31 protein-coding genes are annotated in these 25083 nt (G+C 68.3%); 15 read left to right on the forward strand and 16 right to left on the reverse strand.

All coding sequences use genetic code 11. The features are described 5' to 3' along the window. Positions 1-58 precede the first annotated feature (58 nt). From BW971_RS14820 to BW971_RS14840, 5 genes are all read right to left on the reverse strand, one after another. Positions 59-2644, reverse strand: a complete 2586-nt coding sequence (locus BW971_RS14820; protein ID WP_076480948.1) for a carboxylate--amine ligase/circularly permuted type 2 ATP-grasp protein — start codon at positions 2642-2644, stop codon at positions 59-61. A 63-nt stretch (positions 2645-2707) separates the two neighbouring features. Continuing rightward, positions 2708-3199: a hotdog fold domain-containing protein gene (locus BW971_RS14825; protein WP_076480951.1), complete on the reverse strand. Its 492-nt coding sequence runs from the start codon at positions 3197-3199 to the stop codon at positions 2708-2710. Between the two features lie 35 nt (positions 3200-3234). Further along, positions 3235-4683, reverse strand: a complete 1449-nt coding sequence (locus BW971_RS14830) for a DUF4153 domain-containing protein (protein ID WP_076480954.1) — start codon at positions 4681-4683, stop codon at positions 3235-3237. A gap of 180 nt (positions 4684-4863) precedes the next feature. Then, positions 4864-5931: a HAMP domain-containing sensor histidine kinase gene (locus BW971_RS14835; protein ID WP_234974416.1), complete on the reverse strand. Its 1068-nt coding sequence runs from the start codon at positions 5929-5931 to the stop codon at positions 4864-4866. Continuing rightward, positions 5928-6650, reverse strand: a complete 723-nt coding sequence (locus tag BW971_RS14840; RefSeq protein WP_076480957.1) for a response regulator transcription factor — start codon at positions 6648-6650, stop codon at positions 5928-5930. The genes BW971_RS14835 and BW971_RS14840 overlap by 4 nt, the downstream gene beginning before the upstream one ends. A gap of 574 nt (positions 6651-7224) precedes the next feature. Between BW971_RS14840 and rpsJ the strand changes: the two genes are divergently transcribed. The 11 genes from rpsJ to rpsQ are packed head-to-tail and all read left to right on the forward strand — an operon-like array spanning position 7225 to position 12579. Continuing rightward, the gene (rpsJ, locus tag BW971_RS14845; RefSeq protein WP_003938093.1) at positions 7225-7530 is read left to right on the forward strand and encodes a 30S ribosomal protein S10; all 306 of its coding nucleotides are present in this window, start codon (positions 7225-7227) and stop codon (positions 7528-7530) included. A gap of 37 nt (positions 7531-7567) precedes the next feature. Further along, positions 7568-8224, forward strand: a complete 657-nt coding sequence (gene rplC / locus BW971_RS14850) for a 50S ribosomal protein L3 (protein WP_076480960.1) — start codon at positions 7568-7570, stop codon at positions 8222-8224. Further along, complete coding sequence (gene rplD, locus BW971_RS14855) at positions 8221-8895, forward strand: 50S ribosomal protein L4 (RefSeq protein ID WP_076480963.1); 675 nt, start codon at positions 8221-8223, stop codon at positions 8893-8895. Before rplC ends, rplD begins: the two co-directional genes overlap by 4 nt. 2 nt (positions 8896-8897) lie before the next feature. Further along, complete coding sequence (rplW, locus tag BW971_RS14860; protein ID WP_076480965.1) at positions 8898-9203, forward strand: 50S ribosomal protein L23; 306 nt, start codon at positions 8898-8900, stop codon at positions 9201-9203. Between the two features lie 40 nt (positions 9204-9243). Then, on the forward strand, positions 9244-10080 hold the full coding sequence (gene rplB, locus BW971_RS14865; protein ID WP_076480967.1) for a 50S ribosomal protein L2: 837 nt from the start codon (positions 9244-9246) through the stop codon (positions 10078-10080). Positions 10081-10097: 17 nt separating this feature from the next. Beyond that, positions 10098-10379, forward strand: a complete 282-nt coding sequence (gene rpsS / locus BW971_RS14870) for a 30S ribosomal protein S19 (RefSeq protein WP_026917259.1) — start codon at positions 10098-10100, stop codon at positions 10377-10379. A gap of 2 nt (positions 10380-10381) precedes the next feature. Next, positions 10382-10813: a 50S ribosomal protein L22 gene (gene rplV / locus BW971_RS14875; protein WP_076480969.1), complete on the forward strand. Its 432-nt coding sequence runs from the start codon at positions 10382-10384 to the stop codon at positions 10811-10813. Then, a complete protein-coding gene (rpsC, locus tag BW971_RS14880; protein ID WP_076480971.1) occupies positions 10813-11619 on the forward strand; it encodes a 30S ribosomal protein S3 in 807 nt (268 codons plus the stop codon). The genes rplV and rpsC overlap by 1 nt, the downstream gene beginning before the upstream one ends. Before the next feature lie 2 nt (positions 11620-11621). Further along, a complete protein-coding gene (gene rplP / locus BW971_RS14885; RefSeq protein ID WP_076480973.1) occupies positions 11622-12038 on the forward strand; it encodes a 50S ribosomal protein L16 in 417 nt (138 codons plus the stop codon). Beyond that, the gene (gene rpmC, locus BW971_RS14890) at positions 12038-12271 is read left to right on the forward strand and encodes a 50S ribosomal protein L29 (RefSeq protein ID WP_076480975.1); all 234 of its coding nucleotides are present in this window, start codon (positions 12038-12040) and stop codon (positions 12269-12271) included. Before rplP ends, rpmC begins: the two co-directional genes overlap by 1 nt. Beyond that, the gene (rpsQ, locus tag BW971_RS14895; RefSeq protein ID WP_076480977.1) at positions 12268-12579 is read left to right on the forward strand and encodes a 30S ribosomal protein S17; all 312 of its coding nucleotides are present in this window, start codon (positions 12268-12270) and stop codon (positions 12577-12579) included. Before rpmC ends, rpsQ begins: the two co-directional genes overlap by 4 nt. Before the next feature lie 110 nt (positions 12580-12689). On the opposite strand, the gene BW971_RS14900 is transcribed toward rpsQ, so the two are convergent. The 11 genes from BW971_RS14900 to BW971_RS22090 all read right to left on the reverse strand — a co-directional run bounded on the left by BW971_RS14900 (position 12690) and on the right by BW971_RS22090 (position 22187). Continuing rightward, on the reverse strand, positions 12690-13007 hold the full coding sequence (locus BW971_RS14900; RefSeq protein WP_076480979.1) for a hypothetical protein: 318 nt from the start codon (positions 13005-13007) through the stop codon (positions 12690-12692). Between the two features lie 151 nt (positions 13008-13158). Next, positions 13159-14271, reverse strand: coding sequence for an oxygenase MpaB family protein (locus tag BW971_RS14905; RefSeq protein ID WP_083710076.1), 1113 nt, complete (start codon positions 14269-14271; stop codon positions 13159-13161). Continuing rightward, a complete protein-coding gene (locus BW971_RS14910; RefSeq protein WP_076480981.1) occupies positions 14264-14920 on the reverse strand; it encodes a TetR/AcrR family transcriptional regulator in 657 nt (218 codons plus the stop codon). The genes BW971_RS14905 and BW971_RS14910 overlap by 8 nt, the downstream gene beginning before the upstream one ends. A gap of 159 nt (positions 14921-15079) precedes the next feature. After that, entirely contained in the window at positions 15080-16360 is a 1281-nt protein-coding gene (locus BW971_RS14915; RefSeq protein ID WP_076480983.1) for a competence/damage-inducible protein A, read from the reverse strand. 34 nt (positions 16361-16394) lie between these two features. Next, entirely contained in the window at positions 16395-17201 is an 807-nt protein-coding gene (locus tag BW971_RS14920; protein ID WP_076481195.1) for a heme ABC transporter ATP-binding protein, read from the reverse strand. Then, positions 17198-18262 (reverse strand): FecCD family ABC transporter permease, encoded by a 1065-nt coding sequence (locus BW971_RS14925; protein WP_076481198.1) that lies wholly within the window; start codon positions 18260-18262, stop codon positions 17198-17200. The genes BW971_RS14920 and BW971_RS14925 overlap by 4 nt, the downstream gene beginning before the upstream one ends. Positions 18263-18294: 32 nt before the next feature. Further along, complete coding sequence (locus tag BW971_RS14930; RefSeq protein WP_234974417.1) at positions 18295-19287, reverse strand: heme/hemin ABC transporter substrate-binding protein; 993 nt, start codon at positions 19285-19287, stop codon at positions 18295-18297. 35 nt (positions 19288-19322) lie between these two features. After that, positions 19323-19856, reverse strand: a complete 534-nt coding sequence (locus BW971_RS14935) for an MTB12 C-terminal domain-containing protein (RefSeq protein WP_076481204.1) — start codon at positions 19854-19856, stop codon at positions 19323-19325. 117 nt (positions 19857-19973) lie between these two features. Continuing rightward, positions 19974-20393, reverse strand: a complete 420-nt coding sequence (locus tag BW971_RS14940) for a PPOX class F420-dependent oxidoreductase (RefSeq protein ID WP_076480985.1) — start codon at positions 20391-20393, stop codon at positions 19974-19976. Between the two features lie 33 nt (positions 20394-20426). Then, on the reverse strand, positions 20427-21332 hold the full coding sequence (locus BW971_RS14945) for a CE1 family esterase (protein ID WP_159441871.1): 906 nt from the start codon (positions 21330-21332) through the stop codon (positions 20427-20429). 195 nt (positions 21333-21527) lie between these two features. Continuing rightward, positions 21528-22187: a DUF4190 domain-containing protein gene (locus BW971_RS22090; RefSeq protein ID WP_076480987.1), complete on the reverse strand. Its 660-nt coding sequence runs from the start codon at positions 22185-22187 to the stop codon at positions 21528-21530. Positions 22188-22322: 135 nt separating this feature from the next. Between BW971_RS22090 and BW971_RS14955 the strand changes: the two genes are divergently transcribed. The 4 genes from BW971_RS14955 (at position 22323) to rplX (ending at position 25082) form a co-directional block, all read left to right on the forward strand. Further along, complete coding sequence (locus BW971_RS14955) at positions 22323-23417, forward strand: LLM class flavin-dependent oxidoreductase (RefSeq protein WP_076480989.1); 1095 nt, start codon at positions 22323-22325, stop codon at positions 23415-23417. Next, entirely contained in the window at positions 23414-24091 is a 678-nt protein-coding gene (locus tag BW971_RS14960; RefSeq protein ID WP_076480991.1) for an FMN reductase, read from the forward strand. The genes BW971_RS14955 and BW971_RS14960 overlap by 4 nt, the downstream gene beginning before the upstream one ends. A gap of 303 nt (positions 24092-24394) precedes the next feature. Next, positions 24395-24763 carry a 50S ribosomal protein L14 gene (gene rplN / locus BW971_RS14965; protein ID WP_076480993.1) on the forward strand — a complete coding sequence of 123 codons (369 nt, stop codon included), beginning with the start codon at positions 24395-24397 and terminating at the stop codon, positions 24761-24763. 1 nt (position 24764) lies between these two features. Next, positions 24765-25082, forward strand: coding sequence for a 50S ribosomal protein L24 (gene rplX / locus BW971_RS14970; RefSeq protein ID WP_076480995.1), 318 nt, complete (start codon positions 24765-24767; stop codon positions 25080-25082). Position 25083: the final 1 nt, after the last annotated feature.

The following is a 25083-nucleotide window of genomic DNA, read 5'->3' on the forward strand; positions in this document are numbered from 1 at the left end:
TACGAGGGCGGTGGGCGTGGCCCGGGCATGGGCTCTGGCGGTGGCGATGCTGCTGCGGTCAGGGGCTGCCGGTACCGAGGATCCAGGTGTCCTTGCCCCCGCCGCCTCGCGAGGAGTTCACGATGAGGCTGCCGGTGGGCGCGACCCTGGTCAGTGCGGCGGGGGCGACCGTCGCCGCCACCCGGTCACCCGTCCCCCGGAGGTGGACGAAGGCGCGCAGATCCACGTGGTGCGGCCAGAAGCCGTCGTCGTCGAAGGTCGGGTGGGTGGACAACTGCACCACCTCCTGGGCGACGAACCGTTCCGGATGGGTCAGCAACTCCTTGCGCCGCTCGTCGAGCACCTTGTCAGTGGCCTCCGGCCCGATGGTGATCCCCGACCCGCCCAGGCCGTCGATGGGTTTGACCACCAGTTCCTCCAATCGACTGAGCACGTGGTCGCGCTGCTCACGCTCGGCGCACAACCAGGTGGGCACCTGATCGAGCAGGGGTCGTTCGCCCAGGTAGTACTCGATCATCGCCGGTACGTAGGCGTAGACGGCTTTGTCGTCGCCGACCCCGTTGCCCAATGCGTTGGCGATGGTCAGTGTGCCCGCCTCGAGCGCCGAGACCACGCCGGCGCGCAGCGGTTGCTCGTCGACGCCGAACGACGACAGCAGCATGTCCTCGTCCATCCGCGCGTAGATGGTGTTGACCGGCGCCGAATGGCGGCCGCGGTGCAGGTGGACGCGGTCTCCGTCGGTGGACAGGTCCTCCGGCTGGGCCAGGTGCAGACCCGCGCCGTCGGCGACGAGCTTGTGTTCGAACCAGGCGCTGTCGGTCCACCCCGAACTCAGCAACACGTCGACCCCGTCGTCGGCGGCGTGCGGTGGTCGAGCCAGGGCGATGGTCTCGCCGATCATCGCCGGCACCCCATCGATGGGCAACACCGAGTCGGGCATCGGGATCTCGGGCAGGAACTGCGACATCAGGTCGCGGTTGGCCATCGCGTACGCCACCCCCGACGGGACCCGAAGGTTGTCCTCGAGCACCACGAACCGCCCGGGTTCGGTGGCGATCAGATCGGTACCGCAGATGTGGGTGCGCACCGGTTGTCGCCGGGGGAAGCCGCCGGACCGCCGATAACCGGGCGCGCGGTCGAGGACCTCCGGGGGCAGGATCCCGTCGGCGACGATCTGCTGGTCGGTGTAGATGTCGCAGAGGAAGGCGTTCAACGCCAGTGCCCGTTGTTTCAGCCCGCGCGAGGTCCGTTCCCAATCGCGGCCGTCGACGATGCGGGGCACCACGTCGAGCGGGAAGATCTGCGCACGGTCCTGTCCGCTCACCCGGAAGGTGACGCCGTCGATGCTCTGCTCGCGCTCGATCTGATACTGCCGATGCCGCAGCTCGGCGGCTCCCAGCGCGGCGGCGCCCGCCATGATGTCGCGGTAGTCGGGATGCACGGTGAGATCGGGGGAGACGGCCTCGTCGCAGGAGTCCGGTTCGTCGTCCGTCTCGGTGCGGGTGTACCCGAACAGCAGGGTGCCGTGCGGGTCCGGCCGGGAGATGATCGGTTCGATGCTGCCCGCGGTCTCGGCGACCAGCTTGTCCACCACCTCGGACAGCCTGCCGCGTTTGCGCAGGATACGACGCTGCCGGGACGAGGAACTGCCGTAGTCGACCGCGCGGGCGGCCAGTGATGAGATGGTGTCCCAATCGCCGCAGTCCTCGAGTTGGGGTCGCAGCGACGTCACCAGGTCGCCGACCACGCGTCGCGCCGGTTTCGGGGCCGCTGTCGGGATGTCGATCAGTGACCCCTCGAGACCGGACCGGGCCGCCTGCCAGATCGCCGCTCGATACAGCGCGGGCGCCGGTGTCGCGCGGGAGTCCGGTTCGGCGGCGGCCCGCAGGGCCAGTGCTCGGTAGAGTCCGGCGATCAGCGTGATGGTGTCCACCGACGGGCAGCTGTCGCAGACCCGCAACTCCAGCGTCCGCAGCCGCGCCGACGGTCGCACGTCGAAGTAGACCATCCCCGGGTCGGCGATGACCCCGCTGTGGATCAGGCGATGGATCTCGTCGTCGTAGTCCTCGGCGGTGCGCACGTCGGGGAACGGTCCGGTGGTCGGCCAGCGCTGCCAGACCAGGGTCCGGGCACTGGCGTAACCGGTGTCGGACCCATCGGACCAGAACGGCGAACTGCTGGACAGGGCGAGCAGGGTGGGCAGGTACGGCGAGATGCCGGCCGCGATGGTCACCGCCTCGTCACGGTCGGCCACGTCGACGTGCACCTGGGTGCCGCAGATGAGCTGCTCACGGGCCAGCAACTGGTAGTCGGCGAGCATCCGTCGGTATCGGGGGGTCTCGGTGACCTGCAATTCGGTGGGCACTGCCAGTGGCACCGACCCGGCGGCGACCACACCCATCCCCATGTCGCGGGCGGTATCGATGAGGATGTCGCGGTTGGCCCGCAGATCCTTGCGCAGCGCGTCGAGGGAGGTGAAGGCGCCACTGTTGGACTCGATGACGCACCGTTGCAGTTCCTCGACGTACGAGCCGGCAGGCAGTGCCGCCAACAACTCGGGTGCCCGCGGGGTGAGACGACGGGTCCGCAGGTCGATGAGATGGAATTCCTCTTCCACCCCGACCTTGCGCACCGGCTCTCCCATTCGGTGAGCCTATGTCCGGTTCGCGGTGTCGGCATCCCGAGCAGATGCGGCCGAGCCGTCGGGTCAGCCCGTGGGGGTCACCCAGGTCCGGATGTCGGCGTGCACCACCTCGACCCCGTCGCGGTCGGTCACCGACACCGGGACCACCACGTCGACCCCGGTGGTGATCGCGGTGAAATCCACGTCGTCGAGGACCGCGGTCGCGGTCAGTCCGGTGGTCGCCTTGGCCAGATACTGCGTCGACATGCCTTTGGGGATCCATCGGTGCGTGGTGGGCACCGTTGCCTCCATGAGCATGCCCATCGCCGTCTCGGCGAGGTTGCAGGCGGCGATGGCGTGGAAGGTGCCGAGGTGGTTGTAGACGCCGAACCACTTGGGGGCGGTGACCACGCAGCGCCCCGGCTCCATGGTCCGCACGTAGGGCAGGATGCCGCCGAAGTACGGCACCCGGGCGACCATGGCGACCGAGAAGATCGTCCTGCCGATCACGTTGTCGGGTAGGCGCGAGCGGACGCGATACGTCGGACTGGCCGGAGCGTGGTTCTGGGCTGCCATGTCTGCACTCTACGAACGTCGTCGCGGTCGGTCGTTCACGGACCGGGGCACACCACACCTTCGGCAGGGGTGATCGGCGTGTCCCGCAGGCTCCGCACCGCGTGGTCGCGGGCGAGATCGAATCCGGTCCACCCACGATCGGTCCGCGCCTGGGCGGCGATGTCGCGTACCGCGCAGCTGCGCAACGGCTCCGGCAGTCGCAGGAGCTGATCGGTGGCGTCCGGCGACAGGTTCGACAGATACCCGACGTCGATACGAGGCGCGCCGGGTGCGCCGGCCAGATATCGGTCGACATTGATGCGGGCGACCTGGGCGTCGGGGTTGTACGCGGCAAAGGCCAGCGCTGCGCCGATCGTCAACACGCCGACCACCCGCGCGAGGTGTCGCGTGCCCACACCGGCTCCGGCGATCAGCAGCGCGATGAGGACGGCACCCAGCCACCACTCCGTGGCCAGCACCGTGATCCGCAGCCGGGTGGCGCCGAAGGCGTCCATGTACAGGTCCATGCGGCTCAGCGCGGAGGCCACCACCGCCAGCGCCGACAGGCACAAACCACCGAGGATGACCCGCACCAGGATCCGGCCGCGCGAGGTGCTGCGGTCGGCGTGATGCCAACCGATGGTCACCGTCAGGATGGTCAGGATCGTCACGGCGAACAGTTGCCAGAACCCCGAGCGTGCGTACTCGGCGTAGGTGAGCCCCGAGGTGCGCTGCACGTAGTCGTCGCCGCCGAACATGGCGCGGGCCTGCGTGGCGAGGAATGCCAGGTAGAGCACGAGGACGGTGCCGGTCGGTACGGCCCACGTCCACGTCTGACCCGGTACCCGCGTCGGGCGGGCCGCCAATTGGGGGTGTGCCTGGAGGATGAAGCAGCCGAGCAGGGTGAACACCCCCACCACCAGGGCCACGACGAGATGCCACGACACGTCGACATCGCCGATCCGCGGGGTGAGATCACCCAGCAGCGAGGCGAAGGTGGCGTCCGCACCCGCGAACAGTGCGCCGAACACGAGCACCAGTCCGATCGTCAACAACCCGACACCGACCGCCCGAAGGGGGTGGGTGATGCGCCTAGCGGCACGGGCGGCGGGCACACCACGGCCCGTCCAGCGAACAGCCGGGATCAGCAGCACGACGGGACTGATCGCGGCGAACACCAACTCGCGTATCGAGCGGGCGCCGACCATCAGCGCGCCGGTGGTGACCGCGGCCAACGGCAGATACCACGGGGTCAGCCATTCCGCGCTGCGCCAGCCGGGCACCGAGGTCACCGCCACTATGCCCACGGCGGTGCTGATCTGACCCCACCCGGGGCGTCCGGGTGTGCAGGTGAACACCGCCACCAGCACGGCTGTCCAGGCGAGCGCGAGCCCGATACCGCTCAGCTCGACGGGCACCAGGACGGCTGCGGCGACCGCGACCACGGTGACTGCGACCAGGACCCGACCCGATGCGGCGGCGGACCGGTCGGGGTCCAGCGACATCCAGGGCGGACGCGGCGGAAGGTCGGCCGGGGGGAGCGGAGGCGGTGGCGGAAGAGTGCCCACCGGGTACGGGGGTGTTCCGGGCTGGGGTGACGCAGGCTGGGGTGTTTCGGACCGAGGTGTTTCGGGCATGGGGGTATCGCCTCTCCGTGCACGGTTGATCGCGGGTGGGGTGGTGGGTCAGATGGCCGGGCGGCGCGCCGGGAGTCGCACTCGGATACGGCAGCCGTGCGGGTCGTCGACGACCCCGATCTCACCGCCGTGCAGGTCGACCACCCACCGTGCGATGGCCAGTCCCAGGCCGGTCCCACCGTCGCGGGAGCCGCCGCGGGTGAATCGCTCGAAGATCCGGGTGCGCTCGTCCGGGGCGATCCCCGCGCCCTGGTCGGCGACCTCCACGACCACCGTCTCGCCGTCGCGGCGCGCTCCGACGCAGACGGTGCCTGCCGGGGGCGAATGACGGACCGCGTTGTCGAGCAGGTTCGCCAAGACCTGATGCAGGCGTGCCTCGTCGGCCTCCACCGCCAGATCGTCGTCGATCTCCACGTGTAGACGGATGTCGGCGCGGGAACCGGGCGTCCCCGTCGCGACACCGCTCGTCGCCGTGCCCCCGGTCGCCATACGCAGACGGCATTCGGCCACCGCGGCGTCGGCGAATGGACGCAAGGCCACGGGGCGGTGGTCCAGCGCCATCGCACCACCCTGCACGCGGGAGAGATCGAGCAGCTCGGTGATCAGCCGACCCAACCGATCGGTCTGATTGAGGGCGAGGGTCAGCGCATCCCGATCCGGGACGCGGACCCCGTCGACGAGGTTCTCCAGCACTGCGTGCAGCGCCGCGACCGGGGTCCGCAGTTCGTGGGCCACGTTGCCGATCACCTCGCGGCGGTAGCGGTCCTCGTCGGCCAGATCGTCGGCCATCTGATTGAACGCGGTCGCCAGGGTGCCGATCTCGTCCCGGGAGGTGGCACGGACGCGGATGGAGTAGTCGCCCTTGGACATGCGGCGGACGGCACCGGTCATCTCCCGCAACGGCGAGGTCATCCCGTGGGCCAGCACCCAGGTCACCACGAAGGCGACGAAGAGCGCCATCAACAGTGCGTACCGGAACTGCCATTGCGCGGTGATCCAGAACGACACGCTGGAGGTGAACAGCGCAGCGCCGACCACCACCGACGTCTTGAACTTGAACGAGTGCACGGCGTCCAGGGGGCGCGGGAAGGTCAGTCCGCGGGGTGCCGACGTCAACGGACCACCTCCAGCGCATACCCCACGCCGTGGACGGTGCGGATGTGGTGCGCGCCCACCTTCTGGCGCAACGACCGGATGTGGGAGTCGACGGTCCGGGTCTCACCGGCGTCCGGCCACTGCCACACGCTCTCCAACAACTGGGCACGGGTCAGCACCGCACCCGGTCGGCGGGCCAGCGACACCAGCAGGTCGAATTCGGTGCGGGTGAGGTGTATCGGTGAGCCGCTGACGAGCACCCGTCGCGCGGCGTGGTCGATCTGCACCTCTCCGAGGGTTTCGACCTCGGTCTCGGGCGCCGGGGGCCCGGCTGTGGCGTCGGGTGCATACCGCTCGGCACGGCGGATGAGTGCCCGGAGCCGCGCCACCAGCTCCCGCATCGAGAACGGCTTGGAGAGGTAGTCGTCGGCGCCTATGCCGAGCCCGATGACCAGGTCCGTCTCGTCCGCCCGGGCCGTCAGCATCAACACCGGGGTGGTGGTGTGGGTCTGCATCCGACGGCAGACCTCGAGACCGTCCATTCCCGGCAGCATCACGTCGAGGACCACGGCGTCGAACACCGTGCCCTGTTGCGCGGCCAGCGCCGCGGGACCGTCGTCGGCGGTGGTCACCGCGAACCCCTCGGCGCGCAGCCGATCGGCGATCGAGTCACGGATCAGGGGCTCGTCGTCCACCACCAGGATCGTGGGTGCGGCGGCGGGACCAGGATGTTCGGTCATGACGCCGACGGTAGTGACTGGATGTCGGTGAGCCCCGGAGATGGGGTGAGAGGAATGGGGAGAAGATGTGAAGAGACCGTGCAGGTCGCCGCGGCCGCGGTGGCCCGGCCGGGATTTGGCTCTGCGTCCGATCTGCTGCATACTGGTCGGGTTGCCCTGACCAGGGTGCGGTGTCTTTGCGGCCCATGGCCGGTGGGAGGCGCCGAGCACATTCCGGTCGGGCCACATCGCCACGACGGAGCAAGCGGTCGCCGAACTGCTCCGAGCACACGGCGGCGGTGGCACGAGCAGCACGAACGTTCGACCAGCACCCGTGAGGGTGTTCGGCCCCCGAGACGAGTGGGAAGCGTCCGCATTCTTGTGAATGCCGACTCGACACGCCCGACCTCGGGTGCCGGGGTTCGCGGTCCGCGGGGGCCGTGGGCACATGTACAGCGACGTATGAGATACGTCGGACAGATGAACAGCGTCGATCTCCACGGTTGGAGCATCTTCTGACCCACCGCCCTGCGGTGTGGCCGATGAGAGCGGTGTTCGTCTGTCATGAAGTCACACAGACGGAAGAGGACACAGCGTGGCGGGACAGAAGATCCGCATCAGGCTCAAGGCCTACGACCACGAGGCGATCGACGCCTCGGCGCGCAAGATCGTCGAGACGGTCACCCGTACCGGCGCACGCGTGGTCGGCCCGGTGCCGTTGCCCACCGAGAAGAACGTGTACTGCGTCATCCGCTCGCCGCACAAGTACAAGGACTCGCGCGAGCACTTCGAGATGCGCACGCACAAGCGACTCATCGACATCCTGGATCCGACGCCGAAGACCGTCGACGCGCTCATGCGCATCGATCTGCCGGCGAGCGTCGACGTCAACATCCAGTAGGCGAGCCAGCAGAGACGATTGTCGGAGTAGAGCAGAGATGACACAGAAGAACGTGAAGGGAATCCTGGGCACCAAGCTCGGGATGACCCAGGTCTTCGACGAGAACAACCGGGTTGTCCCGGTGACCGTCGTCAAGGCCGGACCCAACGTGATCACCCAGATCCGTACCGAGGAGAAGGACGGCTACACCGCCGTCCAGCTCGCCTACGGTGCCGTCGACCCGCGCAAGGTGACCAAGCCGGTCGCCGGCCAGTACGCCAAGGCCGGGGTGACCCCGCGTCGCCACGTCGCCGAGATCCGCGTGCTCGACACCTCGGATTACGAGGTGGGCCAGGAGTTGACCGCCGAGATCTTCGCCGACGGCACCGAGGTCGACGTGACCGGCACCTCCAAGGGCAAGGGCTTCGCCGGCGTCATGAAGCGCCACGGCTTCGCCGGCCTGGGCGCCAGCCACGGCGCGCACCGCGTGCACCGTGCTCCCGGCTCGATCGGTGGCTGTGCCACCCCGGGTCGCGTGTTCAAGGGCATGCGGATGGCCGGCCGGATGGGCAACGAGCGGGTGACCACCCAGAACCTGACCGTGCACAAGGTCGACAGCGAGAACGGGCTGCTGCTCATCAAGGGCGCGATCCCGGGTCGCAAGGGCGGCATCGTCGTCGTGCGCGAGGCCGTGAAAGGTGGTGTGAGCCAGTGAGTACCGATACCGAGAAGACCAACCTGACGCTCGACGTCAAGGCCGCCGACGGCAGCACCACGGGCACCGTGGACCTGCCCGCGGCGATCTTCGACGCCCCCGCGAACATCGCGCTGATGCACCAGGTCGTCGTGGCCCAGCAGGCCGCCGCCCGTCAGGGCACCCACGCCACCAAGACCCGTGGGGCGACCCGCGGTGGTGGCGCCAAGCCCTACCGTCAGAAGGGGACCGGCCGCGCCCGCCAGGGCTCGACCCGGGCGCCGCAGTTCGCCGGCGGTGGCACCGTCCACGGCCCGCAGCCGCGTGACTACAGCCAGCGCACTCCCAAGAAGATGAAGGCCGCCGCGCTGCGTGGGGCCCTGTCCGACCGGGCCCGCAACGCGCGCATCCACGTGATCACCGAGCTCGTCGCCGGACAGACCCCGTCGACCAAGTCGGCTCGGCTGTTCCTGGAGAGTCTGTCGGATCGTCGCAAGTTCCTGGTGGTCCTCGGCCGCGAGGACGAGGCCGGCTGGAAGAGCGTGGCGAACCTGGACAACGTCCTGCCGATCACGCCCGATCAGCTGAACACCTACGACGTACTCGACTCCGACGACCTGGTGTTCAGCGTCGAGACGCTGAACGCCTTCGTCGCGGGCACCCGCGTCGACTCCGCAGACAAGGAGGCCTGAGCATGGCCACCCACGCAGACCCGCGCGACGTCATCCTCGCGCCGGTGATCTCGGAGAAGTCCTACGGCTTGATCGAGGACAACGTGTACACCTTCGTGGTGCACCCGGATTCGAACAAGACGCAGATCAAGATCGCCGTCGAGAAGATCTTCGACGTCAAGGTCGCCAACGTGAACACCGCCAACCGCCAGGGCAAGCGCAAGCGCACCCGATTCGGTTACGGCAAGCGCAAGGACACCAAGCGCGCCCTGGTCACGCTGACCGCTGACAGCAAGCCCATCGAGATCTTCGGGGGCCCGGTCGGCTAGCCGATCGGATCTCGAGAAGAAGTAGAGGACAAGAAGACTCATGGCTATTCGTAAGTACAAGCCGACGTCGCCCGGTCGCCGTGGCGCCAGTGGCGCCGACTTCGCCGAGGTCACCCGTGACCACCCGGAGAAGTCGCTGGTCCGCCCGCTGCACGGCCGTGGTGGCCGTAACGCCTACGGACGCATCACCACCCGTCACAAGGGCGGTGGCCACAAGCGCGCCTACCGGCTGATCGACTTCCGTCGCAACGACAAGGACGGCGTCAACGCCAAGGTCGCGGAGATCGAGTACGACCCGAACCGCACCGCTCGTATCGCACTGCTGCACTATTTCGACGGCGAGAAGCGCTACATCATCGCGCCGCGCGGTCTGAAGCAGGGCGATGTGGTGGAGAGCGGCCCGACCGCCGACATCAAGCCCGGCAACAACCTGCCGTTGCGCAACATCCCCACCGGTACCCAGGTGCACGCGGTGGAGCTGCGGCCCGGTGGTGGCGCCAAGATGGCCCGCAGTGCCGGCTCGGCCGTGCAGCTGCTGGGCAAGGAGGGTCAGTACGCGACCCTGCGCATGCCCTCGGGTGAGATCCGTCGCGTCGACGTGCGCTGCCGCGCCACCGTCGGTGAGGTGGGCAACGCCGAGCAGAGCAACATCAACTGGGGCAAGGCCGGCCGTATGCGCTGGAAGGGCAAGCGCCCGACCGTTCGTGGTGTCGTGATGAACCCGGTCGATCACCCGCACGGTGGTGGTGAGGGCAAGACCTCCGGTGGACGCCACCCGGTCTCGCCGTGGGGTCAGCCGGAGGGCCGCACCCGCAAGAACAAGGAGAGCGACAAGCTCATCGTCCGTCGCCGTCGCACCGGCAAGAACAAGCGCTGAGTAAGGAGGAATAGGTAATGCCACGCAGCCTCAAGAAGGGCCCGTTCGTCGACGACCACCTCCTGAAAAAGGTGGACGTGCAGAACGAGAAGGGCACCAAGCAGGTCATCAAGACCTGGTCGCGTCGTTCGACCATCATCCCCGACTTCATCGGGCACACCTTCGCCGTCCACGACGGTCGTAAGCACGTGCCGGTGTTCGTGTCGGAGTCGATGGTCGGTCACAAGCTGGGCGAATTCGCCCCGACTCGCACCTTCAAAGGTCACATCAAGGACGACCGGAAAGCGAAGCGCCGGTAATCATGGCTACTGATACAACGAAGACGGGCACGACGAAAACAACCCCTGTCAATCCCCAGGCGCGGGCGACCGCGCGATTCGTCCGGGTGACCCCGATGAAGGCGCGTCGCGTCATCGACCTGATCCGCGGCAAGAACGTGGACGAGGCGCTGGACATCCTGCAGTTCGCACCGCAGGCCGCCAGCGAACCGGTGTACAAGGTGCTCGCCAGCGCGATCGCCAACGCCGAGAACAACCTCGACCTGGACCGTCGCACCCTGGTGGTGTCGACCGCGTTCGCCGACGAGGGTCCGACCATGAAGCGTTTCCAGCCGCGGGCCCAGGGCCGTGCGTTCCGGATTCGCAAGCGCACCAGCCACATCACCGTGGTCGTGGAGTCCGTCGCCGAGAAGGCTTCGGCGGGCGGCCGCAACCGCAGGAAGGGAGCTCGCTAGTGGGCCAGAAGATCAACCCGCACGGCTTCCGTCTGGGTATCACCACCGACTGGAAGTCGCGGTGGTACGCCGACAAGCAGTACGCGGACTACGTGAAAGAGGACGTCGCCATCCGCAAGCTCCTGTCCACCGGACTGGAGCGGGCAGGTATCGCGAAGGTGGAGATCGAGCGCACCCGGGACCGGGTCCGCGTCGACATCCACACCGCGCGTCCGGGCATCGTCATCGGCCGCCGCGGCGCCGAGGCCGACCGCATCCGCGGTGACCTCGAGAAGCTCACCGGCAAGCAGGTGCAGCTGAACATCCTCGAGGTGAAGAACGCCGAGTCGGAGGCGCAGTTGGTGGCACAGGGTGTCGCCGAGCAGCTCTCCAACCGTGTGGCCTTCCGCCGGGCGATGCGCAAGGCCATCCAGTCGGCCATGCGTCAGCCCAACGTCAAGGGCATCCGGGTGCAGTGCTCGGGGCGCCTCGGCGGTGCGGAGATGAGCCGTAGCGAGTTCTACCGCGAGGGTCGCGTCCCGCTGCACACGCTGCGCGCGGACATCGACTACGGCCTGTACGAGGCGAAGACGACCTTCGGCCGCATCGGCGTGAAGGTGTGGATCTACAAGGGTGACATCGTCGGTGGCAAGCGTGAGCTCGCCGCGGCGACCGCGCCCACCGAGGACCGTCGGGCCCGGCGTCCGAGCCGTCCGCGTCGCAGTGGTGCCTCGGGCACCACCGCCACCAGCACCGAGGCGGGTCGTGCCGCCGAGGCGCCGGCGACCGCCTCCGCGGGCGCGGCCACAGAGAATCAGGAGGGCTAGCCATGTTGATCCCTCGCAGGGTCAAGCATCGCAAGCAGCACCACCCGAGCCTGAAGGGTCAGGCCAAGGGCGGCACCAAGGTGACGTTCGGTGACTACGGCATCCAGGCACTGGAGAGCGCGTACATCACCAACCGGCAGATCGAGTCCGCTCGTATCGCCATCAACCGGCACATCAAGCGTGGCGGCAAGGTCTGGATCAACATCTTCCCGGACCGCCCGCTGACCAAGAAGCCTGCCGAGACCCGCATGGGTTCGGGTAAGGGTTCGCCGGAATGGTGGGTCGCCCCGGTCAAGCCGGGTCGGGTGCTCTTCGAGATGAGCTACCCCAATGAGGAGACCGCTCGCGAGGCGCTGCGCCGCGCGCAGCACAAGCTCCCCATCAAGAGCAGGATCGTGACCAGGGAGGAGCAGTTCTGATGGCACTCGGAATCGCTGCCGCCGAGCTCCGCGAGCTCAGCGACACTGAACTGGTCGACCGCCTGCGCGAGTCGAAGGAAGAGCTGTTCAACCTTCGTTTCCAGATGGCCACCGGCCAGCTCGACAACAACCGCCGTCTGCGGGTGGTCCGCCGGGAGATCGCCCGCGTGTACACGGTGATGCGCGAGCGTGAGCTGGGTCTGGCGTCGGGACCGGACGGTGATGACGCATGAGTAAGGACGAGACAGTGACCGCAACCAAGAGCGGCAAGACTCCGCGTATCGAGAAGCCGCGCAACAGCCGTAAGGAACGTATCGGCTACGTGGTGAGCGACAAGATGCAGAAGACCATCGTGGTCGAGCTGGAGGACCGTAAGAGCCACCCGCTCTACGGCAAGATCATCCGGACCACGAGCAAGGTCAAGGCCCATGACGAGGCCGAGACCGCCGGTGTCGGCGACCGCGTGCGGATCATGGAGACCCGCCCGTTGTCGGCCACCAAGCACTGGCGTCTGGTCGAGGTGATGGAGAAGGCCAAGTAAGGCCGACCTCTTCGCCCGGATCCACCGAAACGGCCCGTTCCCCCGACTGAGGGGAACGGGCCGTTTCTGGTGGGATGGGTGTGCGGTGGGATGGTCGGGAAGCGCCGGGCCTACCGCGCCGAGATCAGCCGATGGATGTCATCGATCTTCCGGTCGATGTCCGGGATCCGCTCGATTGCGGCCAGGTGGGTCTTCAACTCGGCCAGCAGATCTTTGACTTCGTTCAGCGTGGTCGTGGTCTGCGCGAGGGTGGCGCTCACGTCGGTCAGTGTGGTCTCGACCTGGTCCAGTGTCGCGTCGACCGTTCCCAGGGTCCCGCTGACATTGGTCAGCGTGGCGTCGACCCGGTGCAATGTCGCGTCGGCACTTTCCAGCGTCTTGTCGGCCCGGCCGATGACCGCGCCGGGATTCTTGGGGATCATGCCCATGGGCGTCCTCCTCGATTCGAAGAGATGGGATTCGGAGAGATGGGAGTCGGGAGAGACGGTCGGCGAACGAGCGAGCGTCTCTCCCGACCACGTGTCTGCATCAAACAGTGTGCGCCACCGCCGGTGAGGGCGGTGGCGCAACGTGCGGATATCAGACGGCGGTGCGGGGCTCCATGGCACCGATGTGCTGCTGGGACTCGATCAGGCCCTCGTCGCTGGGGCGTTCGCCCTTGTCGAACACACGGTCGTACTGTTTGGCCCGCATGCCCAGGTGTGCCTGCGCCGGCTCGTCGAAGCCGTATTCCCGCTGCGCCTGCCGCGGCGTCATCGTGATGTCGTTCTCGGCCGGGATGCCGAGCACCACCGGGGCGACGACCGGCAGTGCCTGCGGCGCGAGCACGGCCATGAGAAAGACCCGCGCGAAGAGCCAGCGGTCGAGCAGCGTGTGCAACGCGCGCAGCGGCGGGGTGACGAGGGCATCCACCAACGGACTCTGCTGCACGTTGAGGAGGTCGCGCATGTATTTCGGGTAGGTCGCGACCACACCCTTCGACAGCAGGGTGGTCAGCGGCTTGAACAGCAAGCGCTGCCGCGCGGACATCTGGGGCGGCAACGCCACCTCGAGGTTGAGGATGAAGTGCACCATGTCGGCGGCGGCCTCGGAGGCGGCGAGATGGGGTCGCCAGTCGTCGAAATAGGCGATGACCTCCTCGCGGCTGCGAGGGACCGTGGCCGGGTCGATGGTCTGCAGCTCGGCGGCGCGGGCGCACTCGGTCCAGTACTGGGTCTCCTCCCCCGCCGACAACCGGCCCGGGCCGAATTTCTCGTAGCAGTAGAGGATGGAATGCCAGGCCGTCATGTGGATCCACAGTTGCGACGACGGCTTGTTCGCGTCGTAACGCCCCCCGGTGACCGGATCGTTGCCGATGGCCTTGGAGTGCACCTTGACCAGCACGTCGGCGGCCTTGGCCGTCGGGCGGGTGGCGCCGAAAGCGACCTGCCCGAAGTAGGTGAGGGTGCGGCCGTATCGGGTGTGCGGGCGGTACTTGACGCCACCGGAGGTGACCACGGCCGCGGTCAGGTTGGGATCGAGATGCTCGATGGTCACCGACCGGGCAAAACCGAGGATGTAGGAGGTCGGGTACGCCCAGACCTTCCAGGTCACCGTTCCCGGGCCGAAGAACCCGTTGTCCTCGTGCGGGCCGTACTGCTCCGCCAGACGCTTGCGCGTATTGACGATCGGGACCTTGGGCCATTCATACATCGATGTTCTCCTCTGCGAAAGCGGTCGGGATCGGTTGTTCGGTGAGTTCGGGTGGTTGGTGGCCCCGCAGGACCGGTATGGCGACGCGCAGGATGAGGTCCGCACTGTGGTCGACGGATCGGGTCGGAAGAATGGCGTGTGAGACGAGTACGCGGACCATCGTGTCGGCGTAGGCGTGGGCGTCCGCATCGGTGATACCCGGCATCGCCTTACGCACGATCGGAACGAATTCGCTCGCGGCGCGGCTGATCATGCGTTCGCCGTTGGTCGTCACGACGGGCAGCAGGGCCGCCGTCGCGCGATCGCTGGCGAGAACCGCGGTGATCACCGGATTCTTGGCCAGTTCCACTAGTACGGACCGAAGTCCTTCACGCAGCGCCCGTTCGGGGTTGTCGGGATGCCGGTCGATGGCCGCCTGCGCGACCTCGATCATGATGTCCACCTCGCGGTCGAGGTAGACCTTGGCGAGTTGGTCCTTGGAGCTGAAGTGTTTGTACAGGGTCGGTTTGCTGACGCCCACGCGTTCGGCGATGGCGTTCATCCGCAGGTTTGCCCAGCCCGCAGTTCGGACGAGATCCAGGGTCACGTCCACGACCATGTCCTTCAGCAGACTGTTGGCACGTCCGACGAATGCCTCATCGCGTGACATCGACCACCTCCCGGCTGTTGTGTGTCGCACGACCTCGCCACGCATCAGTGGCAAGGTTTACGACCTGGCGCCAACGGTAAAGCAAAATGACGATCACTGTCCAGCGTCAGTTTTCCTGACCGTAGAGCGTGTCGTGTCACCTCGGTGCGCGAGTGGCCGTCAGCCGCGGTTCCCCAGAAGTGCTCGGCGCAGCAGGTGCAGAGCCACCGTGGTGGATCGGTCTCGGACGTCGGCGCGATCACCGGGGATACGCCGGGTAACGGCACGGGTGGTGCCGTCCGCGAGTGCGATGCCGAAACACACCGTGCCCACGGGCTTGTCCCGGGTTCCACCTCCGGGCCCGGCGATACCGCTGGTGGACACGGCGATGTCGGCGTCGAACCGTTCCCGCGCGCCGCGGGCCATCGCCTCGGCGACGGGCTCGGACACCGCACCGTGAGTGGCGATCAGCGCCGGGTCCACACCCAGCAACCGGACCTTCACCTCGTCGGCGTAGGCGACGACGCCGCCGGCCACATACGCCGACGACCCGGCCAGATCGGTCAGTCGGGCGGCGACCAGGCCCGCGGTGCACGACTCGGCGGTGGCGACCTGCTTTCCGGCGAGCAGGGCGGCGACCTGGTGGTCGACCGTCGCGCCGTCGGTGGAGAAGATGCGGTCGGTGTACTGGTCGGTGAGCAGCGCGACGACGGCGTCGTTGGCGGCTGCCGACGACGGTTCGAACCGGGTCACCATCTCCACCTCGCCGCGACGCTGACAGGTGGTGATCTCCAGGGCGTCGAAACCGTCGACGTCATGCTCGGCAGCGCGCAGGGATTCGGCCAGTTCGGCCTCGACCACGCCGTACATCCGCAGCGTCTGCTGCCGGTACTCGGCGTGTCCGGTGATCGCGCGTCGAACGGCCGTCGTCGCGACCGCTGCAGGCCACATGGCCTGCAGTTCCCGCGGCGGTCCCGGCAGCACCAGCACCGTGGGGGTTCCGTCACCGGCGACGACCACCCCCGGTGCGGTACCGGTGGGGGCGACCCACTCCGCACCGACCGGGATGGTCGCCTGTTTGCCGATCGCGTCGGAGATGGCGTCGACATCCGGATCACTGCCGCGACGGGTAGCCCAGGCGCGGATGATGGCCGTGATCCGTGCGTGCAGGTCGGGGTCGACCATCAGCTCGCGACCACAGAACTGCGCGACCGTCGCGACCGTGAGGTCGTCGGCGGTGGGGCCGAGGCCGCCGCTGGTGATGATGAGGTCGACGTGGGTGTCGGCGAGGAAATGCAACTGGGCGAGCAGGTCGTCGGGCCGGTCTCCGCAGATGGTGATGTGGGCCAGCTCCACGCCCAGGTCGAGCAGTCGGTCCGCCAACCACGGACCGTTCTCGTCGGCCACCCGGCCGGTCAACACCTCGGTGCCGGTGACCACGATTCCCGCGCGCACACTCACGGGTCTCGAGCCTACGCAGCGGCGCCGTCCGGACCTACCCGGATGGCGGTGGCGACGATCTGCGATCGCGTCGAGGCATGACGACCCGCTGCCCGTCGACCGTCCGCGAGATCATCGGCAGTCCGTAGGTCGCGGTGAGCAGATCGTCGCGCAGGGTGTCCGCGGGTGGTCCGGCGGCGACGATCCGACCCTCGGCGAGCACCACCACGGTGTCGGCGTAGGCGGCGGCCAACCCGAGGTCGTGGACCACCGCGACCACCGCGGCGCCGTCGGCCACGCGTTGGGACACCTGTGCCATCACGGTCTCGCCGAAATGCGGGTCCATTGCGGCGGTGGGTTCGTCGAGCAGCAACACCGGTGTCGACTGGGCCAGCACCCGGGCCAAGGCCACCCGTGCCCGTTCGCCACCCGACAGGGTGGCGAACGGGCGGTCGGCGAACGAGACGACGTCGCACCGGGTCATCGCGTCGGCGACCACCGCGTCGTCGTCGGCGTTGGCTGGGGTTCGATTCCACGGATAGCGCGCCATCTGCACCACCTCGCGGCAACTGAACGTGCCGCTGACCACGTGGTCCTGAGGCAGCACCGCGCGCCGTCGCGCGGCCGCGACGGTCGAGAGGGTGTCGATGGGGTCGCCGAGCAGGCTCACGGTTCCGGCGTCCACCGGCAGAGACCCGGCCAATGCGGACAACAGCGTCGACTTGCCCGCACCGTTGGGGCCGACCAGGCAGACCAGTTGTCCCGGGTGGACCGCGAGGTCGACGCCGGCGACCACGCGTCGTCCGTCGCGGCTGACGTCGACCCCCGCCGCGCTGATCAGCGGGTCGGCGGGCCGGGTCATGTCCACCCACCCTGTCGGGACCGGGTGCGACGCAGCAGGAGAAGGAAGACCGGACCGCCGACCAGACTGGTCAGCATCCCGATCGGGAGGTCCGCATACCCGACGATGGTCCGGGCGGCGAGATCGGCGAGGACCAGGAGGACGGCCCCGGCCAGCAGACTGGCCGGGATGAGCACCCGATGCGTCGGTCCCACGACCATCCGCATCAGGTGGGGGATGACCAGGCCGACGAACAGGATGATCCCGCAGAACGCGACCGCCGCGGCGGTCAGTACCGCCACGACGACCACCGCGATCCGACGCAACCGCTCGACGTCGACTCCCAGGTGCCGTGCCGAGTACTCGCCGAGAGCCAGCAGATCCATCTGTCGGGCGATGACCAGTGACGCGACCGCCCCGATCACCACGAAACCCACCACCAGATACACCTGGTCCCAGCTCGCCCGGTTCAGGCTGCCCAGCTGCCAGAACACGATCTGGTCGCGCGCGGTGGGCGCCGCCCGGAAAGTGAAGAAGGCGATCAGTCCACCCGCGAACGCGTTGACCGCGATGCCGGTGAGGATCAGCGTGATCACCTCGGTGCGACCCGCGGACCGCGACATCAGATAGACCAGTGCGGTGGTGACGAGCCCCCCGAGAAAGGCGCCGCCGGCCACCGCATAACCGGCGACGCCGAGCCCGCCGACGAGGATGACCCCGGTCGCTCCCGTGGCCGCGCCCGACGAGACGCCGATGATCCCCGGTTCGGCCAGGGGGTTGGCGAAGATGCCCTGCAACACCGCACCCGCACAGCCGAGGGCAGCGCCGACCAGCAGCGCCAGCATCACACGGGGCAACCGAACGTTCCACAGCGTGTCCTCGCCCACCTGGTCGGGCAGGGGGCCCCACGGGACGTGGAGATGGTGTAGCAGCGACCCCAGCACCTGCAGCGGCGGCACCTCGTTCTGACCGATCCCTGCCGCGACGATCGTCACCAGGAGCAGCGCCGCGATGCCCACGGGTACGACGACGCCGAGTCCGACACGCCGCAACCGGGGTGGTCGCGCTGGCACCGAGGCCATCGGGTGCTCCAGGTCGGGGTCGGGTGGTCGGGTCATCGCGGGCCGTACAGCGCGCGGCTCAAAGCCATCGCCACGTCACCGGTGCGGGCACCGAACGAGAGCAGTTCGCCGTCGTCCATGTCGATCACTCGACGATTCCGTCCCGCGGGGGTCTCGGCGACACCGGGCACCTTGAGCAAGCCGTCGACACCGCCGACGGAGGCGAGTCCGTCGCTCATCATCAGCAATACGTCCGGTGCGGCCTTGATCAGCCCCTCGGACGTGAGCGAGGTGAACGCGTCGGTGAGACCGGCGGCGGTGCCCGCATCGCGACCGCCGATCGCGTCGATGAGCGAGTCGGCGCCGGACCCCGGGCCACCCAGGATGAGCAGACCGGTGCCGCGGGCGTAGACGAACGCGATCCGCGGCCGGTCCGCGTCGGGCGGTATCGCTCGCTTCGCGTCGGCGAGTTGCGTGTCGACGCGGTGGGTCAACTGGTCGCCCGGACCCGGAACCCCCAGCGCCGCCGCGGTGAACCGCAGCAGCGCATCGGTACCGGCGACGGTGCGGTCCGCGTCGCCCACGACCACCAGGATGCCGGTGCTGGTGAGCTGCCGCTCGAGGACGGCGGCGTTGGGCAGCGAGGCATCGGTGAGCACCACGGTGGGCCGTTGGGCGATGATCGCCTCGACGTTCGCGTCGGTGCCCCCCGGGGTCATCAACGGCACCGCTGCCGCGGCCGGGAACTTGGTGGCGATGTCTCGGCCGACGAGGTTGCGGCCGAGACCGAGCGCGAAGACTGCGGTGCCGTAACTGCCGTAGCGGTCCAGGGCGACGATGCGGCTGACGTCGGTCACGGTGACCGTGTGTCCGTCGTGGGTGCGCACGGTTGCGGGTAGTCGCGGGGTGGGGGACTCGGCCACCGGAATCGGATCCGCGGACGGGATGGTCGCGGTGCGAGGCCCGGTCGCGACGGCTGCGGTGGTCGCGTGCCCGACGTCGAGCGGGGCGGTGGAGCACCCACTCGCCCAGAGCGTCGCCGTCACCAGCAGGGCAAGTGTGACAGCCGGACGACGAATGCTCAGTGTGGGCCGTTCGCCATCGACAACAGGGAGTTCACCGCGTCCTTGGACACCTTCCAGGCGCCCTCGACCTTGGTGAACGTGTACGGGACCGCCACCGGCTGTGGTGCGTGCGGGCTGGCCACCTCGACGGTCACCGTGGCGTTGTTCTCGTCGGTCGCCTCGACCGACTTCACGGTGAACTTGTCCGGTGTGTATCCGCCCTGGCTGGCGCCCTTGGCGAATCCGTTCAGCTTCTGGCCGATGCCGGGGTCGTTGTCGTCGACCAGTCCGGCGACGGTCTCCGGTGTGCTGTTCGGGTCGATCACCGTGCGCAGGATCTGCTGGGCCTTGGCGGTGTCGAGATCGGCAGGTGCCGACGCCACCGACGACTCGGCCGCGGAGGCGGACGATGATGCGGAGGTGGTCCCCGCGGCCGAACTGCTCGACGACGCCCCCGAGTCGGAGTCGCTGCAGGCCGCGGCGCCGGTCAGCGCGGCTGCGCACAACGCGGCGGCGGCGATCGAGCGGCTGACGGGGTGACGGAGACGCATGGATACTCCTCGGGTGCTCGCGGACGCCCACGGGGCGCGTCCAAGTCTGGTCGGTGGTTGCTAAGGCGATCCTAACTTGTGGCGTCGAATGGCCTACCCACCGCCCGGTGTCGCCGATCAGTTGTCGAGCGTGACCACCACGACAGCCGTGGGTTGGGCCTTGCCGCGAGTGACGACGGTGCGCACCGCGTCCAGGACCGGGTTGGAGATCAACTTGGCCAACAGGCCGTACTCGTCCTTGATCGCGGACTTCACCTCGTCGACCCGCGGGCCCTCGGTGAACACCTCGGCGGTGCCGTGGAACACCTCGGCATCGGAGGCGACGTTGCCGCGTCGGTCGCAGACCCGCAGGTCCACCTTGTCGTTGTTGCGCAGTCGCTTGACCTTGCCGGTGGTCGCCCCGGTGGTGAAACCGAAGGTGCCGTCGGGTAGCGCGGTGAACCACACCGGGCTCCCGACGGCCAGGCCGGTCTTGCGAAAGGTCGTGAACTGGACGTACGTCGCCGAGGCGAGCGTGGCAGCAGCGTTATCGGTCACGCGTCGAGCCTAGCCGTGTGCGGCGCGACCAGGTCACCGACGATCGGACAATCGGTGTCGCCCGAAGAAGGACCACATGAGAGCGGTTGCCGACACCTGGGTGGTCTCCACACCCGGTCCGCTGGGGAGTGATGAACCGGGCCAGGTGTGTCCGCCACCGTCGATGACGTAGTGCACCACCTCGGCGTTGTGTGCACAGTTCGGCCAGTCGAATTCGGTGACCATCGGTGACACCCGCGTTCGGATGGGACCACCGCCGCAGCGGTCGCGCACCGCCCAGCGGGTGACCCACGACTCGACGGGCGTGTAGCGGGAGCCGAACTCGACACCCCCGCTGTACGCGACAGTCGTGTCACCGGTCCCGTGGAACTCGACGATCGGCACCTCGGGGGAGTGGTCGGTGCAACCGCGTTCGGTGTTCTCGTAGTAGGCGCCTGCTACGGGCGCCACGGCGGCGATACGGTCCGGCAGGGCGCAGGCCAGCAGCGCGGCCATGCCGCCACCGTTCGACAACCCGGTGGCATACACCCGATCGGGGTCGACGCAGAATCGCCGAGACATCTCGTCGATCAGATCGGCGGCGAAGTGGACATCATCGACACGCGATGCGTACGGAGCTCCCTCCCAGGCGGTTCCGAGGGGGCCGACCGCGGCCTGGGGATAGACCACGAGCGCAGGCAGAGTCGACAACCCGGTGATGGCCGCGAACACCACGTCGGGCAGGTTGCGGCCGTGGAACGCGAGGATGAGCGGCGTGGGTCGGCGTGTCCGCGCGGCGGCCGGGACCGACGCCACGTAGTCGCGCGGTGTGCCGTCGATGCGGATTCGGCCGGCGATCCAGTCGGTCGAACCCAGCGCCGCGACGGCGGTCGAACCGACGCCCGGTGTGCATGCCGACGTCTCGGCGTGTGCGACGACACCGGACAGCGTTGTTGCCACGCCGGTCACGATGAGGAAGACGATCAGAATGGCCGTCCGGGAACGTCGGCGGCAGGTGTGCACTCGGCGAGCCACATCGGTCCTGTCTGTCAGGAACGGGCCGACCCTCGGCTCGGGCTCAAATTAGCAGCACGGGGCGTGAGCACGGCGCTGCTTTGTGAACCGAGTGCAGCCGCCACCGGATCCGGTACGGCGTCAGGTGGTGGACAGGTTGGCGTAGGCGCCCGATCCCACGATCAAGGCGATCCAGACCACGGCGATGACGATGGACGCCGCGGCGCAGATGATGCCGGCCAGGGCCATCGTGGCGCCGGTGTATCGCTGCGGTTCACGGTGGATCTGACTGCGTCCGATGAAGCCGGTGATGAATGCGGCAATGCTCAGCGGGATGAACAGGAAGCACAAGAACACCCCGGGTATGGCCAGGATCCCCGCCACCAGTGACACGATGGCCAACGTGTTGCGCTGCGGAGGTCCGCTGATCCCGTCGGCACCGTAGGGGAATTGTGGGTAGCCCTGCTGCGGATACGGCTGACCGTAACCCTGCGGATACCCGCCCTGTGAGGGGTATCCGCCGCTCTGCGGGAACCCACCCTGCTGGGGATAGCCACCCGGCTGGGGGTAACCACCCGGCTGGGGATAGCCACCCGCCTGGGTGTGAGGACCCGGCTGATAGCCGCCCTGGCGCGGGTACTCACCCGGCTGCCCGTATCCCGGTTGTCCGCCGTAGGGCGACTGCCCTGACGACGGGGCGTTGGGATCCGGCTGTTGGTGCGGGTACGGCTGCTCACCCGGCCCCGTCTGCCACTCGTCGTGGGGGCCCTTGTTCAGGTTCGGGCCGTCGGGGTCACTCATCAAACCTCCAGGGTTGCGCCGTATCGGGTTGGCCCCGACCCTAGGGCATCGAGGGCGCACCCTTGGTCGGGAATTAAACGGACCGTGGTCCGGTTGACTCCGGTACACCACCGCTCGACCAGGAGGTACAGCGTCATGCAACTCGGACTGTTCAGCGTCGGCGACATCACCGTCGACCCGACCACTCACACTGCTCCCACGGAACACGAGCGCATCACGGCGATGGTCGCCATCGCGAAGAAGGCCGAGGACATCGGCCTGGACGTCTTCGCCACCGGCGAACATCACAACCGACCGTTCGTGCCGTCCTCGCCGACCACCCTGCTCGGCTACATCGCCGGGCAGACCAGCACCCTGCAGCTCTCCACCGCGACCACGCTGATCACCACCAACGACCCGGTGAAGATCGCCGAGGACTTCGCGATGCTCCAACACCTCGCCGGGGGTCGGGTGGATCTCATGCTCGGCCGCGGCAACACCGGCCCGGTGTACCCGTGGTTCGGCCAGGACATCCGACAGGGCATCCCGCTGGCCATCGAGAACTACCACCTGCTCCATCGGCTGTGGACCGAGGACGTCGTCGACTGGGAGGGCAGGTTCCGCACCCCGCTGCAATCGTTCACGTCCACCCCGCGACCGCTCGACGATGTGGCGCCGTTCGTCTGGCACGGGTCCATCCGCAGTCCGGAGATCGCCGAACAGGCCGCGTACTACGGGGATGGCTTCTTCGCCAACCACATCTTCTGGCCGACGGAACACTTCCAACAGCTGATCGGCTTCTACCGCGAGCGCTACGAGCACTACGGCCACGGAACCGCCGAACAGGCGATCGTCGGCCTGGGCGGTCAGTTCTTCATCCGACCCAACTCACAGGACGCGGTGCGTGAGTTCCGTCCGTACTTCGACAATGCGCCGGTCTACGGTCACGGGCCGTCGCTGGAGGAGTTCACCGAGCAGACCCCGCTGACCGTGGGCAGCCCGCAGGAGTTCGTGGACAAGACGCTGTCGTTCCGTGAGCACTTCGGTGACTACCAACGACAGCTGTTCCTCGTCGACCATGCGGGCCTGCCGTTGAAGACGGTGCTCGAACAACTCGATCTGCTCGGGGAGGTGCTGCCCGACCTGCGTCGCGGGTTCGCCGAGGGGCGGCCGGCGTCGGTGCCGGACGCACCCACGCATGCCTCGCTGGTCGCGGCGGCCGCCGAGCAAGCCGCGGAGCTGGCGTCGTGACATCCCTCGTCGTCGTCAACGCGGGGCTCGGCGAACCGTCGTCGACCCGACTGCTCGCCGACCGGCTCACCGCGAGCACCGTCCGACAGCTCGAATCCGCGGGGTGTCGGGTCGAGGTGCAGGTCATCGATCTGCGCGATCTCGCGGTGGAGTTGTCGCGGAGCCTGATCGGCGCATTCCCGATCGGAGCGGTCCGCGAGGCCGTCGACCGGGTGGTCGGCGCCGACGCGGTGATCGCCGCGACGCCGGTGTTCAACTCGTCGTACAGCGGACTGTTCAAGATGTTCTTCGACGTCGTCGCACAGGACGGCCTGATCGGCACCCCGGTGCTGATCGCGGCGACCGGTGGCAGTCCGCGGCATGCGATGGTGCTCGACCACGCGATGCGGCCGTTGTTCGGCTATCTGCGCACGGTGGTCGTACCCACCGGTGTCTACGCGGCGTCGGAGGACTGGTCGGGTGTCGGCGGTGACGTCACGCCGCTGCGCGACCGTGTCGACCGTGCCGCGGGTGAGCTCACCGCACTCCTGATCGGTGCGCGGGAACGGGCTCGACTCCGGGTGGTGCCGGACCCAGAAGCGCCGTCGGGGCGCGCCGGGGGAGACCCCGACACGACCGCCGCCGAGCGCGACGGCATCGCGACGTTCGCCCGGTTGCTCGGCGAGCAGGCCTGAACCCGGCCAGACGGTGACCGGGCAGACCAGGCTGAGCGGGCAGAAGGGGCGTCCGGGTCGAGATGTGCGGTCGACGAGACCGGATCGGCGAGCAGCCCGATCGGTGGCCCGTCCGGAATTTGTGTCCGACCTGCGCTTTCCCCTACACTTGACCGGTTGCCCGCGACGAGACAACGTCGCACATCGGCGCACGAACCCACTGAGGTCTACAGAAGTCCCAGGCAGGCGTGCGTCCGACGGCAACAGGCCGTGTGCGTCGGGTCGGTAATCCGGCGCACATCCAGACCAGGTCAAGGAGAGAAAGTGATCCAGCAGGAGTCACGCCTGCGGGTCGCCGACAACACCGGTGCCAAGGAGATCTTGTGCATCCGCGTGCTCGGTGGCTCGTCGCGGCGCTACGCCGGCATCGGTGACGTCATCGTCGCCACCGTCAAGGATGCGATCCCGGGTGGGAACATCAAGCGCGGCGAGGTCGTCAAGGCCGTCATCGTGCGCACCACCAAGGAGCGACGCCGTCCGGACGGTTCCTACATCCGCTTCGACGAGAACGCCGCGGTGATCCTCCGCAGCGAGACCGACCCCCGCGGAACCCGCATCTTCGGCCCGGTGGGGCGCGAACTGCGTGAGAAGAAGTTCATGAAGATCGTCTCGCTGGCCCCGGAGGTGCTCTGACATGAAGGTCCACAAGGGCGACACCGTCATCGTCATCTCGGGTAAGGACAAGGGCGCCAAGGGCAAGGTCATCCAGGCCTACCCCAAGGAGAGCCGCGTCCTGGTCGAGGGCGTCAACCGCATCAAGAAGCACACCTCCGCCTCGCAGAACGAGCGCGGCGCCTCCTCCGGCGGCATCGTCACCCAGGAGGCCCCGATCCACGTCTCCAACGTGATGGTCGTCGACTCGGACGGAGCCCCGACCCGCGTCGGCTACCGCACCGACGAGGAGTCCGGCAAGCGGGTGCGGATTTCCCGCAAGAACGGGAAGGACATCTGAG

This window comes from Williamsia sterculiae (genome assembly GCF_900156495.1).
GTDB lineage: Bacteria > Actinomycetota > Actinomycetes > Mycobacteriales > Mycobacteriaceae > Williamsia_B > Williamsia_B sterculiae.

What these genes read in the sequence shown, in the direction of transcription:
- BW971_RS14900 (WP_076480979.1), bottom strand. Translation starts at nt 13,007, where the DNA reads ATGGGCATGATCCCCAAGAATCCCGGCGCGGTCATCGGCCGGGCCGAC.
- BW971_RS14840 (WP_076480957.1), bottom strand. Translation starts at nt 6,650, where the DNA reads ATGACCGAACATCCTGGTCCCGCCGCCGCACCCACGATCCTGGTGGTG.
- BW971_RS14825 (WP_076480951.1), bottom strand. Translation starts at nt 3,199, where the DNA reads ATGGCAGCCCAGAACCACGCTCCGGCCAGTCCGACGTATCGCGTCCGC.
- BW971_RS14910 (WP_076480981.1), bottom strand. Translation starts at nt 14,920, where the DNA reads ATGTCACGCGATGAGGCATTCGTCGGACGTGCCAACAGTCTGCTGAAG.
- rplW (WP_076480965.1), top strand. Translation starts at nt 8,898, where the DNA reads ATGGCCACCCACGCAGACCCGCGCGACGTCATCCTCGCGCCGGTGATC.
- rplC (WP_076480960.1), top strand. Translation starts at nt 7,568, where the DNA reads ATGACACAGAAGAACGTGAAGGGAATCCTGGGCACCAAGCTCGGGATG.
- rpsQ (WP_076480977.1), top strand. Translation starts at nt 12,268, where the DNA reads ATGAGTAAGGACGAGACAGTGACCGCAACCAAGAGCGGCAAGACTCCG.
- rplP (WP_076480973.1), top strand. Translation starts at nt 11,622, where the DNA reads ATGTTGATCCCTCGCAGGGTCAAGCATCGCAAGCAGCACCACCCGAGC.
- BW971_RS14820 (WP_076480948.1), bottom strand. Translation starts at nt 2,644, where the DNA reads ATGGGAGAGCCGGTGCGCAAGGTCGGGGTGGAAGAGGAATTCCATCTC.
- BW971_RS14935 (WP_076481204.1), bottom strand. Translation starts at nt 19,856, where the DNA reads ATGCGTCTCCGTCACCCCGTCAGCCGCTCGATCGCCGCCGCCGCGTTG.
- BW971_RS22090 (WP_076480987.1), bottom strand. Translation starts at nt 22,187, where the DNA reads ATGAGTGACCCCGACGGCCCGAACCTGAACAAGGGCCCCCACGACGAG.
- rpsS (WP_026917259.1), top strand. Translation starts at nt 10,098, where the DNA reads ATGCCACGCAGCCTCAAGAAGGGCCCGTTCGTCGACGACCACCTCCTG.
- BW971_RS14920 (WP_076481195.1), bottom strand. Translation starts at nt 17,201, where the DNA reads ATGACCCGGCCCGCCGACCCGCTGATCAGCGCGGCGGGGGTCGACGTC.
- rplX (WP_076480995.1), top strand. Translation starts at nt 24,765, where the DNA reads ATGAAGGTCCACAAGGGCGACACCGTCATCGTCATCTCGGGTAAGGAC.
- BW971_RS14905 (WP_083710076.1), bottom strand. Translation starts at nt 14,271, where the DNA reads ATGTATGAATGGCCCAAGGTCCCGATCGTCAATACGCGCAAGCGTCTG.
- rplV (WP_076480969.1), top strand. Translation starts at nt 10,382, where the DNA reads ATGGCTACTGATACAACGAAGACGGGCACGACGAAAACAACCCCTGTC.
- BW971_RS14955 (WP_076480989.1), top strand. Translation starts at nt 22,323, where the DNA reads ATGCAACTCGGACTGTTCAGCGTCGGCGACATCACCGTCGACCCGACC.
- BW971_RS14830 (WP_076480954.1), bottom strand. Translation starts at nt 4,683, where the DNA reads ATGTCGCTGGACCCCGACCGGTCCGCCGCCGCATCGGGTCGGGTCCTG.
- rplB (WP_076480967.1), top strand. Translation starts at nt 9,244, where the DNA reads ATGGCTATTCGTAAGTACAAGCCGACGTCGCCCGGTCGCCGTGGCGCC.
- rpmC (WP_076480975.1), top strand. Translation starts at nt 12,038, where the DNA reads ATGGCACTCGGAATCGCTGCCGCCGAGCTCCGCGAGCTCAGCGACACT.
- BW971_RS14925 (WP_076481198.1), bottom strand. Translation starts at nt 18,262, where the DNA reads ATGGCCTCGGTGCCAGCGCGACCACCCCGGTTGCGGCGTGTCGGACTC.